The 12,862-nt window shown below is 69.4% G+C and carries 6 protein-coding genes, 2 tRNA genes and 1 pseudogene; 6 read left to right on the forward strand and 3 right to left on the reverse strand.

The window, feature by feature from the left end; all coding sequences use genetic code 11:
• Positions 1–152: 152 nt before the first annotated feature.
• A pseudogene (locus tag ACWCRB_RS13145) lies at positions 153–1,872 on the reverse strand (PAS domain-containing protein); the annotation flags it as partial.
• A gap of 257 nt (positions 1,873–2,129) precedes the next feature.
• Positions 2,130–2,621 (reverse strand): SSI family serine proteinase inhibitor, encoded by a 492-nt coding sequence (locus tag ACWCRB_RS13150; RefSeq protein WP_450996116.1) that lies wholly within the window; start codon positions 2,619–2,621, stop codon positions 2,130–2,132.
• 194 nt (positions 2,622–2,815) lie between these two features.
• Between ACWCRB_RS13150 and ACWCRB_RS13155 the strand changes: the two genes are divergently transcribed.
• The 3 genes from ACWCRB_RS13155 (at position 2,816) to ACWCRB_RS13165 (ending at position 4,308) form a co-directional block, all read left to right on the forward strand.
• A tRNA-Ser gene (locus tag ACWCRB_RS13155) sits at positions 2,816–2,906 on the forward strand.
• Positions 2,907–3,101: 195 nt separating this feature from the next.
• Positions 3,102–3,174 (forward strand) — tRNA-Arg (locus tag ACWCRB_RS13160).
• A 384-nt stretch (positions 3,175–3,558) separates the two neighbouring features.
• On the forward strand, positions 3,559–4,308 hold the full coding sequence (locus ACWCRB_RS13165) for a hypothetical protein (RefSeq protein WP_450996117.1): 750 nt from the start codon (positions 3,559–3,561) through the stop codon (positions 4,306–4,308).
• Positions 4,309–4,388: 80 nt separating this feature from the next.
• On the opposite strand, the gene ACWCRB_RS13170 is transcribed toward ACWCRB_RS13165, so the two are convergent.
• A complete protein-coding gene (locus ACWCRB_RS13170) occupies positions 4,389–5,663 on the reverse strand; it encodes a glycosyltransferase (protein WP_450996118.1) in 1,275 nt (424 codons plus the stop codon).
• Between the two features lie 424 nt (positions 5,664–6,087).
• On the opposite strand from ACWCRB_RS13170, the gene ACWCRB_RS13175 reads away from it, so the two are divergent.
• The 3 genes from ACWCRB_RS13175 to ACWCRB_RS13185 all read left to right on the forward strand — a co-directional run bounded on the left by ACWCRB_RS13175 (position 6,088) and on the right by ACWCRB_RS13185 (position 12,844).
• Positions 6,088–10,311, forward strand: coding sequence for a pectinesterase family protein (locus ACWCRB_RS13175; protein ID WP_450996119.1), 4,224 nt, complete (start codon positions 6,088–6,090; stop codon positions 10,309–10,311).
• An 85-nt stretch (positions 10,312–10,396) separates the two neighbouring features.
• On the forward strand, positions 10,397–11,065 hold the full coding sequence (locus ACWCRB_RS13180) for a class I SAM-dependent methyltransferase (RefSeq protein ID WP_450996120.1): 669 nt from the start codon (positions 10,397–10,399) through the stop codon (positions 11,063–11,065).
• Between the two features lie 135 nt (positions 11,066–11,200).
• Positions 11,201–12,844 carry a CocE/NonD family hydrolase gene (locus ACWCRB_RS13185; protein WP_450996121.1) on the forward strand — a complete coding sequence of 548 codons (1,644 nt, stop codon included), beginning with the start codon at positions 11,201–11,203 and terminating at the stop codon, positions 12,842–12,844.
• The last annotated feature ends 18 nt before the right edge of the window (positions 12,845–12,862 follow it).

Consider the following 12,862-nt stretch of genomic DNA (forward strand, 5'->3'; position numbering starts at 1 on the left):
CGAACTCCAGCGCCGTACGCGGGGGCGCACACTGTATGTACTGGACGAGCCGACGACCGGGCTGCACGTCGACGACGTCCGCCGGCTGCTGGCCGCCCGCCGCCGCCCGCTGACACCACTGTTGGTGTTGCCGTTGTCGCCCTCGGCCTGCCCGGGCACGGCGAGTTCGGCGCCGACGCCCGGATTCGCGACCTCGGCCACCACCGCGCCCGCCCCACCCCCGAGAGGCACCTCGAGGACGTACGCACTGCCGCTCATGCCCGGCACCTCGTGCGTCTGGAGCACTCCGCCGTGGGCGCGCACGATCCCGCGCACGATCGGCTCGTGCACCGGGTCTCCCCCGGTGTACGGCCCGCGCACCTCGATCCGTACGACCTCACCGCGCTGCGCGGCAGCGACAACAACGGTGTTGTCCATGTAACCCCCCGCCGAGGCGGGCGAGTTGCCGGTCGCGTCGACGCCGGCGACGTCCGCGACGAGATGCGCGAGGGCCGTGGCGAGGCGCTGCGGATCGACCTCGGCCTCGATGGGCGGCGCGTGCACGGCGAACTGGACGCGTCCGGGCCCGATCAGTTCGACGGCACCGTCGACACCGGCGGCGACGACCGCGTCGAGCATCACCTTCGTACGGGTGACGGAGTCGGTGCCCGTGTCGAGCCGCTGGTAGGAGAGGACGTTGTCGACCAATGTCGTGATGCGCGAGTAACCGGCCGACAGATGGTGCAGTACCTGGTTGGCCTCGGGCCACAGTTGGCCGGCGTCGTCGGCGGCGAGGGCGGCCAGTTCGCGGCGCAGCTCGTCGAGGGGGCCGCGCAGCGAACGCCCGAGCAGCACGAGCAGCTGCTCCTGGCGGCCGGCCAGGGCCTCGTACCGGTCCTTCTCGCGCTCGCCGAGCGCCGCGTACCGGTCCTCGCCCGCGGCGAGTTCCTCCTCGTGCTCCTCGCGCAGCTGCTCGATCTCGGTGACGTGCTGCTGGCGCAGGGCGGTGAGTTCGGAGGCGTGCTCCTCGGCGACCCGCTCCAGTTCCTCCGCGTGCAGCTTGTCGGCGGCGTCCTTCTCCTCCGCGAGGGAGTCGTACGGACGCCGGTCGGTGAAGGTCATCACGGCGCCGACGAGCTGGTCGCCGTCCCGGACGGGCGCGGTCGTGAGGTCGACGGCGACCTTGTCCCCGCTCTTGGACCACAGCACCTGCCCGCGCACCCGGTGCTTGCGCCCGGACCGCAGGGTGTCGGCGAGCGGCGACTCGCCGTACGGGAAGGGCTCGCCGTCGGCGCGCGAGTGCAGGATCAGCGTGTGCAGCTCGCGCCCGCCGAGGTCGCTGGCCCGGTAACCGAGTATCTGAGCGGCGGCCGGATTGACGAGTACAACTCGCCCTTCGGTGTCGGTCCCGACAACGCCCTCCGCCGCCGCGCGCAGGATCATCTCGGTCTGACGTTGCGAACGCGCGAGTTCGGCCTCGGTGTCGACGGTGCCGGACAGATCGCGTACGACGAGCATGAGCAGCTCGTCATTGGCGTAGCCGTAGCTGTCGTACGCCTGCTGGCCGTTCTCAAGATTCGCACTGGTGACCTCGACGGGGAACTCGCTCCCGTCCGTCCGCCGGGCGATCATCCGGGTCGGCTTGGTCTGCCCGTGCGGGTCCATCGAATCGGGGCGCCGCATGGTGCCGGGGATCAGCCGTGAGTCGAACTGCGGCAGCAGGTCGAGCAGCCCGCGCCCGACGAGGGCGGTGCCCGGTGCCTCGAAGGCCGCGAGGGCGATCGTATTGGCGTTGACGACGGTCCCATTGGCGTTGACCAGCACCAACGCATCGGGCAGCGCGTCGAGTATGGCTGCGAGGCGAGCAGCGCCTCGGGATGGCCTGCTGCTCACGAGACGCTTCCTCCCTGTTACCGCACCTTGCCGACCGCGGGCGCCATCTTGCCAACCGGCCCGCAACGTGTCACGCGAGGGAGTCTAAGGGCAGTGGTTGCGCTCGCGACGCCGGATGAGAGGGAGGTCGCACGACGAAGTGACAGAGACCCGGTGACGGTGCACTTCACACCACTTATGCGGTACGGAGTGCCTGTGACTGCGGTGTGAGGGCGCGCGGTGGGCTCCGCCGACCCCCGGGCGGTCTGCCGAACGCCCTATCGAAGATCGGGGAGCAGTGGCACGAGCCGGTCCCAGCGGGCGGTCTGGCATCCGTTGCTGCGGTCGAACGTGGCGTCGACGGGACGCCCGGCCCAGGTCCCGGTCACATGGGCGGTCGCCGGCCCCCCGTACATCATCGTGCAGATGCTGTCGGGGGGTACGGGGGCGAACGGGTCCTTCCCCCACCTCGCTCCCCGGTCGAGCGACCCGCAGGCCCCCTCGACGTCGGGGTGACTCCCGCCCCCGGGATGACACTCCAGCTCGAACCGCCCGTCATCGCGTCCGCCGGTGCCGTGGACGGTGACGGTGAGGTGGTCGGCGGCGCGCGCCGTCGTGTGGACGTGGGGCGCGAAGGGGGAGAGCGGGCGGGTCTGGGGCGCGGCGTCGGCGTGTGCGGCGATGGGCGAGGCGGAGAAGGAGGCGGCGGCGAGGGAGACGCCGGCCGTGGTGGCGAAGAGGACGCGGTGGAGCGGGATGACCTTGAACATGACCTGACTAACGCGTGACGCCGGAGGACGTTGCGCGGGCCGTGTCGGTGCGCCGCCGGGCAGCGGGTGGGGCACGCACAACGGCTTTGCCCTGCGCCCCGCCTGCCTAGTACCGTGGGAGGCGATTGGTGACACCGCGCTCGTCTGTGTCATCATCTGCACGCACCACTCGCGCTCGCGCGGGAGGTTGTGCTGGAGGCGTCGCCTAGTCCGGTCTATGGCGCCGCACTGCTAATGCGGTTTGGGACTTACATCCCATCGAGGGTTCAAATCCCTCCGCCTCCGCACCTGATCCCGAAGCCCTGGTCACGACTGACCGGGGCTTCGGCGGTTCCCGGGCCGTTCCGGGACGTTTCCGCAGGTCAGGCAGGGTGCGGCCAATGGATTTCACCTCACGCCGCCAGTCATGTAATGTTGTTCCCGCAACGCCGACCGGGCCGAAAAGCCCGCAAGGAAGAGCAGACACAACAGAACAGACAAGCACTCGTAGCTTAACGGATAGAGCATCTGACTACGGATCAGAAGGTTGCAGGTTCGAATCCTGCCGAGTGCACAGCAAGCCAGAGGCCCCGTGGATCACTCCACGGGGCCTCTGGCGTTTGCGTGATCTGCCGCAGGTCGTGCCCGGGCGGGCGTCCGATGCCCACAGTGTGCCGGCGCCGCTTGGGACGACAGCAGAAGCGGCCGCTCAGTGAGAGCCCGTTTTTGGTAATGCCCCATTCTTTCCGGTCGGATAAATGTGCGGGGAATGTAGGCCATTCTGCCTAATGTGGCGCCACTGGGGTGATCCTTGTGCGCGGGGCGAGTCGCTTATTAGTAATTCCATGTGAAGAGTTAAGAATGGCGTCGTCTGTGACCGAGGCGATGCGACAGCAGAACGAAGCGCGCTGTGAGCGTGCTTTTTGTCTGATCCCTCCCAACCGAATGGAAGGTTCTCGTGAGCCGTAGATCGATCCGAACCTCGCGTCTGAAATCCGCCGCATTGGTGTCGACGGGCGCGGTTGCCGTGGCGCTCAGTGTGGTGCCGAGCACGGCGGCTGCCGCCGACGCGATGCAGAGGCCCAGTGCCGACAGCGCCGCGGCCCAGCTGCGCCCGACCGACGTGACCTCGGCGGCCATCGCCGATGCGATCCGCAGGGCCGGCGCGCAGGGCCAGGCGACGCTGTACCCGGACGGCGCCCCGTCCGTCGACGACCGGAACAACCGCCCCCACCCCAAGGGTGAGCGGGGTCCGCAGGGCAAGCCGGGCAAGCCGGGCAGACCGGGTAGGCCGGGTAGGCCGGGCCCGCAGGGTCCGCAGGGCGAGCAGGGCGAGCAGGGCGAGCAGGGTGAGCAGGGTGAGCAGGGCCCGCAGGGCAACCAGGGCTTCCAGGGCAACCAGGGCTTCCAGGGCAACCAGGGCGCTCAGGGTGCTACGGGTGGAACTGGTGCCGTCCGGTTCTACGTCCGCACGGCCACGGCGGCAGAGGGAAGGCTTTCGACCGTGCAGTGCCTCGAGGGTGACTTCGCCACCGGCGGCGGAGCCCTCATCTCGAACGGCAACCTCCAGAACACTCTTCCCATCGGTGGCCCGGTGTTCGCGGCTCCCACCCAGGGCGGTACTCCTCCCACAGGGTGGCAGGCCCTGAACACCGCCAACAACACGCCCCCCACCGTCTACGTCGTCTGCGCCGACGTGACGCCGTAACTCCCAATGGCGAGTGCTTTGCCCCCGATGAATTCACCTGATCGGGGGCAGAGCCCATTTCCGTGCCGTCGGTGGAATACCTAGACCAGCAGCGGCCCGCCGCACCGTTCGGCGCCGTCCTTCATCGCGATGAGATTGGCGACCACGTAGGAGATGTTCTTCTCGGAGTGCCATTCGGACGGGAAGCAGGTGGTCAGCCGTGAACTCTGGAACCTGGCCTCGATCTCGGGCACGAACGAGCGGTACTGGTTGTCCGTGTAGTACCAGAAGGAGTTCTCGTTGTAGTACGCGACGTGGGTCGGGTCCTGGTAGGCGCCACGGCCGTCGGAGCTGGGCGTCGTGCTGAGGAGCATGCCGCCGGGTACCAGCAGCCGGTACAGCTCGTTGATCAGGGGCACCTTCGCGGGCACGTGCTCCAGGAAGTCCACGGCCCGCATCAGACCGACGGAGTTGTCGGGCAGGTCCAGTCTGCCCGGCAGGGTTGCGACGATGTCGACGCCCTCACCCGGGTACTGGTCCACGCCCAGGTAACCGGGCGGCTTCCGGTGCGCAGCGCCGAGGTCCAGAGCGAGCAGCCCCCTCCGGTGCGTCCAGGCAAGGGCGTTGGCCTCGATGTACTTGTCGTACAGAGCGACCGTCTCGCGCTGGATGTGCGCGTTGATCTCCGGGGCGCGTTGCGTGTTCGCGGGGTGCATCCGCTGGAGGTACAGACAGCGGGGGATGTGGTGGAAGTCGCCGACGTGGAACAGCCGGCACATCAGGTCCTGGTCGTCCAGAACGGTACGGGTGGCGTCGTACCCCCCTGCCTTCAGATAGGCCTCCTTGCGGAACGCCCGCACATGGTTGGGCGCGTACCAGATGTAGGCGACGTTGTGCGGAGTCGGAGCCATGGACCTGACCTGAAGCAGCTTGCGGCCGTCGACGCGCACGTCCTCGTAGTGCCAGCCGTGTTCCTCGTTGAACCGGCTGTCGTCCCGCTTGCCGTCCTCGGTGATCTGCGCGGTGTTGCTGTAGACGAAAACGACCTCGGGATGCGCGTCGAACGCCTTGCCCAGCTCGGCCAGGCAGGCCTTCGCCAGCAGGTCGTCGTGGTCGAGTTCCACCAGGATCTCGCCGCGCGCCAGTTCACAGGCCCTGCGTTTGGCCGCTCCGACGCCGACGACGTCGTCGGCGATCTCCACCCGGACTCTGTCGTCCGGGCGCTCCGGCCGCCACCGGGTGCCGTTGTTGAGCAGGACGATCCACTCCCAGTCCGGACAGGTCTGCGCTTGGAGGGTCGCCAGGCACTCATCGAGGAAACGGGCACGGTGGCTGGGGGTGAAGACGGAGAACCTCGGGGTGGCGGTCGACGTCATCTGGTGCTCCCTGCTTGGCTCGATGTCGATGAGGGCTGACGGCCCGGAGCCGGGCCACCGCCAATTTCCGCCGACGTTACGAGTCCGCCCTGGTGACCACGCCGCTTGGCAGGCGGTGGGGGCGTACAGACCACCCGAATGTGCCAAGGGGCCCCGGACCCACGTCCTTCAGCCGGCCAGGACGGGATATCGGGCGAACTGGCCCCTCAAGTACCGGTAGTGGGGATGTATCACTTCCATAACACCTGATGGTTGAGATGTGAACTTTGGGACGGGAGGGTGTGAAGATCCCTCTAGCGGTCGAACGTTTCTGCATTCCCCCACGCGTGCGTTCCCGCCCACTCACGTTCTCCTCGGTCGCGGGTCCGGCTCCCTCATGGGACGCGTCGTGACCGGGTAATCCAGAAAGGGTCGAGAGCCCTCCATGCAGTTGCCGCAGTTGCCAGACCGCGCCGCAGCCGTGTCCCGCAAGCGAGTTCAGGCCATCGCCGTCTCTCTCGCCACCGCGGTCACCGTCGGTGGACTCGTCGTGATTCCGGCCGTCACCGCGCAGGCGGCCGTCTCCTGTGCCACCGGTACGTGGACCGAGCAGTTCTTCGCCAACGCCAAGCTGTCCGGCGCGGCGAAGAAGACCGTCTGTGATGCCGCCATCAGCGAGAACTGGGGGGCCGGGCGTCCCGCAGTCTCCGGGCTCGCCAACGACAACTTCTCCGTTCGCTGGACCCAGGTACGGGACTTCGGCGGCGGCGGGCCGTTCAGCGTGACCGCCGCGAGCCAGGACGGCGTACGGATATACGTCGACGGCAAGAAGATCCTCGACACCTGGAAGGACGTCACGCGGACCCAGACCAAGACCGTCGCGCACACCTTCTCCAAGGGGCGCCACACCCTGCGCGTCGACTACTTCGCCGGCCGGGGGTCCGCCAACGTCTCGGTCAAGGTGACGCCCGCCGCCAAGGACAAGGTCAAGCCCAACGCTCCGGTGGGCGTGAAAGCCTCGTACGCCTATCCGACCGCCAAGCTGACCTGGACCAAGAGTCCCGAGGCCGATCTCGCCGGGTACCGGGTCTACCGGTCCACCAGTTCGAACGTGCCGGTCGTTCCCGCCAACCTCATCAGTGGCAGCAAGCTCGTCACCGCCACCTCGTACAACGACAAGCCCGCCGCCACCGGCGCCCGTTACTACTACCGTCTCGTCGCCGTCGACAAGTCGGGGAACGTGTCGGGCGGTTCGTCCGTTGTCAATGTGACGTCCAAGGACGTCACCGCACCCACCGCGCCCACGAACGTCACCGTGACCGGGAGCGGCACCGGCAACACCGTCGCCTGGGGCAGGCCCACCGCCGACACCGTCAAGTACCGCGTGTACCGCGCCACCTCGGCCACCGGCACCGGCGTCACCAAGCTCGCCGACACCACGGCGGCCAGTTACAACGACGCCTCCGCCGCCGAGAAGACCACCTACTACTACGCCGTCGCCGCGCTCGACGCCGCCGGGAACGAGGGCGCCCGCAGCGCCTATGTCTCCGGTACCCGGCCCGACACCACGGCGCCCGCCGCCCCGGCCAGCCTCACCGCGACCGGCATGCTCGGCAGCGTCGAGCTGACCTGGACCTCCGGCGACTACCCCGACACGGTGGCCTACGAGGTGTGGTCGTCGGCCTCCGCCGACGGGACGTACACGAAGCTGGCGTCCATCGACGAGGGGTATTTCAACGACATCTCCGCGGTCGCCGGGGCCGTCACCTACTACAAGGTGTACGCCCTCGATGCCGCCGGGAACGTCTCGGCCGCCGCGACCGTCTCCGGTAGCGCGCTCACCCCGCCCGACACCACCGCGCCGGACGCGCCCAGCGGCCTCGCCGCCGTCGGCGGGGACCGTGAGATCAAGCTGAGCTGGACCGCGCCGGTCACCGAGACGGGCCTCAGGTACCGCATCTACCGGTCCACCAGCCCGGACGTGGCGCTCACCGGCGCGAACCTCGTCGCCGCCGGGCAGACCACCACCTCGTACACCGACACTAACTTCGACGCCGACGCGGTGACCTACTACTACGCGGTCACGGCGTACGACGCCGCCGGCAACGAGTCCGTGAGCAGCGGCTCGGCCGGGGCCACGACCCTGTACTTCGCCGCCGATCTCGTCGTGGGCAAGGGTGGGTTCTCCACCATCCAGGCGGCGCTCAACGCGGCTCCCTCCGGGGCGACGGCGGATGTGACCATTCTGGTCAAGCCGGGGACGTACACCGGGTCCGTGGTCGTCGCCGAAGGCAAGACGCATCTCGTCGTCGTGGGCGGAACGGGCGACGCGGCCGACACCGTCATCACCCAGGCGCGAGGTGTGAGCGACGGCAGCACCGCCGTCACGATGGAGTCGTCGGCGACCGTCTACGCCGACGCCTCCGATCTGACGGTCAAGAACCTCACCATCGCCAACGAGTACGTCGAGGACGCGACCAGCAGCAACAACCAGGCCGTCGCGCTGCGGACCACCGGTGACCGGCAGGTCTACGACAACGTGCGGCTGCTGGGCAACCAGGACACCGTCTACATCCGCGAGCCCGACAGCCGGGTGCTGATCCGCAACAGCTACCTGGAGGGCGACACCGACTGGCTCTACGGCGCCGGTACCGCCGTCTTCCAGAACGACGAGATCCACTACACCGGCAGCCGGGGCAAGAACGGCGGCTCGATCACCGCCGCCAGCACCAAGGCGAGTTCGAACCACGGCTTCCTGATCACCGACAGCGACATCACCCTCGATGCCGGGGTCACCTCGTACTACCTGGGCCGGCCCTGGCCGCAGTACTCCAGCGACTACCAGCCCCAGGTGATCGTCCGCGACACGTCCATACCGAGGACTCCCACCTCGGCGTGGAAGGACTGGGACGCAAGCCACAGCTGGAAGAACGCGCGTTATGCGGAGTACCAGAACACCGGCGTCGGCGCCGACAACAGCGGGACGAACGCGAACCGGCCGCAGCTGAGCGACATCGAGGCCCGGAAGAACACGGCCGCGCGTTTCCTGCGCGGCACGGACAACTGGGACCCGACGGGCACGCTCGCCGCCGAGGACTTCGTCGTCCCGGACGCGCCGACCGGCCTGACGGCCGCGGCCACCGCCACCGGGATCGACCTGGCGTGGACCGCCGCGACGGACAGCGATGTCGCGGGGTACCAGGTGTACCGGCGGGCGCCCGACGGCGACACCCGGGTGATCAGCGGTCAGGCTCCCCTCAGCGGCACCTCGTACACCGACTCCACGGCCGTCCAGGGCAGCGCGTACACCTACTGGGTCGTCGCCATGGACACCTCCGGCAACCTCTCCGGCGACTCGGTGTCGGCCACCGCGACCGTTCCGGTGCCCGTCGTGGACGAGGCTCCGGGCGTCCCGACCGGGCTCACCGCGACCGGCGCCGCCGGGCGGATCGACCTGGCCTGGACCGCGCCCGCCGACGGCGACCTGGCCGGTTACCGGGTCTACCGGTCGACCTCCGCGGGGGTCACGGCGACCGAGGGCAACCTGGTCGCCACGGGCGTCACCTCGACCTCGTACAGCGACAGTTCGGCCGCCTTCGGGACGACGTACCACTACGTGGTCGTCGCCGTGGACGCCGCCGGGCAGGTCTCCGGGGTCTCCGGCGAGGTCAGCGGCTCCGAACTGCCCGTCGGTACCGACGTGGTGGTCGCGGCCGACGGCACCGGGAACTACACCACCGTCTCGGCGGCCGTCGCGGCGACGGCCTCCGGCGGTACGGCGGCCAACCCGTTCGTCATCGCGGTCCGGCCCGGTACCTACCGGGAGACGGTCACGCTGAAGAACAAGCCGTACGTGCAGATCGTCGGTACGAGCGGCGACGCGGCCGACACGACGATCGTGTACGACAACGCGGCGGGCACGATCAACCCGGCCACCGGCGCCGCCTACGGCACCACCAACAGCGCGACTTTCACCAACGCGAGCAACAACACGCGCTTCGAGAACCTGACCATCTCGAACGACTTCGACGAGGCGGCCCACCCCGACCTCATGGCCGCCTTCACGGGCCAGGGCGTCGCACTGATGGCCCAGGGCGACCGGCAGGTCTACGACAACGTGCGGCTGCTGGGCAACCAGGACACCCTCCTCACCAAGCAGGCCAACTACGGCGGTGCCCTGGGACGGCAGTACTTCACGGACTCCTACATCGAGGGTGACGTCGACTTCATCTGCGGCCACGGCACCACGGTGATCGACAACTCCACGATCAAGGTGCTGACCTCGCGGACCAGCACCCCGATCCTTTCGGCGCCGCAGACCCACGCCGCGGTGGGATACGGCTTCCTCATCTCGAACAGCAGCATCGTGACCGACGGGGTCAACAACAACGCGAAGATCAGCCTCGGTCGGCCCTGGAGCGCCAGCGGCCAGCAGGTCATCCGCAACACCTCGCTGCCCGCCCAGGTCCTGAGCGCGCCCTACCAGAACTGGAACGCCACACAGACCTGGCAGGCCGCCCGCTTCGCCGAGTACCTGAACACGGGCACGGGCGCCGACAACACCGGCACCAACACCAACCGCCCCCAGCTGACCGCCGAGACGGAGGGCACCTACACGGTCTCCGCCTATCTGACGGGCACGGACGGGTGGGCTCCGCAGGGTAGTTGACCGTCCATACGGGTACGGGGCTCCATCGTTCGCGGTGGGGCCCTTCGCCGTTGTCCGGTTTCCCGGTCCGCGCGAGGATGACGACGTGACGATCTTGCCGCCGTCCGTCCTGCGCGCACTGGAGCGGTTCCACGCCGCCCGGCCGTGGGACCACAACGCCCACTACCACCCGTGGATCCTGCGGCAGTTGCCCCGGCGGTACGGCCGAGCCCTGGACGTCGGCTGCGGCAGCGGCGACCTGGTGCGGCTGCTGGCCGTGCGGAGTACGTCGTCGGTGCTCGGCGTCGACTCGGACGCCGCGATCGTCGACCGGGCCCGCGAACTCACCTCGCCGGCCGCCCCGGTCACCTTCGCCGCCGTGGACGCGATGACCGGGCTTCCGGAGGGTCCGTACGACGTCATCACCTGCGTCGCCGCCGTCCACCACCTTCCGTACGCCGACGCGCTCGCTCTCTTCCGGCGGCGACTGGCGCCCGGCGGGACGCTGGTCGTCGTCGGGCTGGCGCGGGCCGAGAGTCCCGTCGACCATCTGCTGGGGGCTGTCGCCGTGTTGGCGAACCTCGTCATGGCGTGGGTGAGGAACCGGGGGCGGCGGGCGGCGCGGCCGGTGGCCATGACCGCGCGGACGCGGGCCGCGGAGACGGGGTTCGGCGAGGTGGTGCGGGAGGCGCGGCGGGTGCTGCCCGGATGCCGGGTGCGGCGGCGGCTCTTCTGGCGGTACACGCTGGTGTGGCGGAAGCCGACGGGGAGTTGATCCCTTCTCGCCCCTTCTCCTTCCCATGGCGGTTCCCTTCTGGCGTTCCCTTCTCCTTCATCTCCTTCTTCTGCTCCGTTTTCGCCCTCTTCCTGTGTCACCGTTGGCCCATGACCGAGACTGGGGCTGCCGTCCATGAACCTGCGTAGTCATCTTCTCCAGCGGCTGCTGGGGCTCGAACCTCCCCTCACCCGCGATCTCGTCGTCCAGCGGGATCTGCGCGTCCCGATGGCCGACGGGATCGAGCTGCTGGCGGACCGGTGGGTGCCCCGGGGGCGTGAGGACGACGGGCTGCCCGTGGCACTGATCCGGACGCCGTACGGGCGGCGCGGGGTTCAAGGAGGCGGTTCCGTACGGCTGTTGGCCGAACGCGGGTTCCAGGTGCTCGTGCAGAGCGCACGCGGGACCTTCGGCTCGGGCGGGGTCTTCGATCCGTTCCGGAACGAGCGGGCGGACGGGCTCTCGACGCTGGAGTGGGTGGTCAAGCAGCCCTGGTGCGCGGGGTCCGTCGTGCTGGTCGGGGCCAGTTACATGGGGTTCGCCCAGTGGGCCGTCGCCGATTCGCTGCCGCCCGAGGTCAAGGCGATGATCCCGATGGTGACCGAGTCGGCGCTGACCCTGGAGTTCCTGCGGACGGACGGGTTCTCGCTGGAGACGCCGTTCGAGTGGGGCGTGATGGTCGCCGGGCAGGAACGTCCCTTCGCGGTGCTGCGCCAGATCGCCCAGGCCTCCCGCAACCGGCGTGCCCTGGCCACGCTTCCGCTGAGCGGCGCCGACCTGGCCGCCCTCGGCCACCGCTCCGACTACCTCCAGAGCATCTTCGCCCATGACACCGACGGTCTTGGGTCCGGCGTCGATGAGCGTGACGATCAGCTCGACCATCGGCATCGGGTGACGGGCGTGAGTGTGCCGGTCAGTTCGATCGGGGGCTGGTACGACATCTTCCTGCCGGGCCAGTTGCGGGACTTCCGGGCGCTGCAGGAGGCGGGGCGGTCGGCGCGGCTCACCGTCGGGCCGTGGGGCCATCTGTCCCCGCACGGCACGCCGATCCGCGAGGCGGTCGAGTTCGGGCTCGCCCACGCGCGCGGGGAGACGCCTCCGGAGCGGGAACCCGTACGGCTGTTCGTGATGGGCGGCGTAGGGGAGAAGGACGGTGAGTGGCGGGACTTCGGTGCCTGGCCGCCGGTCGGGTACGCGCCCCGGCGGTTCCACCTCGCGGCCGATGGTGTGCTCGGCGGCGAACCGGGTGAGCGGGCGGCGCACGACACCTATCGGTACGACCCCGCCGACCCCACTCCCGCCGTCGGCGGCGTCCGGATGGGCCGGGGCGCCGGGCGGGTCGCCAACGGGGAGTTGGAGGCGCGGGCCGATGTCCTGACGTACACGACGCCCGAGTTGGAGGAGGACGTCGAGGTCGTCGGGGAGGTCGGGGCGGAGATCTGGTTCAGGTCCAGCCTGGCGCACGCCGATGTGTTCGTGCGGGTGTGCGATGTCGACGCGCGCGGCCGGTCGTACAACGTGTGTGACGGGCTGGTCAGTGTCACCGGCGCCGATGAACTCCGCCTCGTCCGCGTCTCGTTGTGGCCCACCGCCTACCGTTTCCGGCGCGGGCACCGCATCCGCGTGCAGGTGTCCAGCGGGGCGTTCCCGAGGTTCGCGCGCAACACGGGGTCCGGCGAGCCGCATGGCACGGCCACGGTTCTGCTCGCCGCCGACCAGGAGGTGCATCACGGGGGTGGGAGTCCGTCGGCGGTCGTGCTGCCGGTGCGGAGTGAGTGAGCCGTCCTTCCAGTACGT

It is taken from the genome of Streptomyces sp. NPDC002156 (assembly GCF_053593675.1).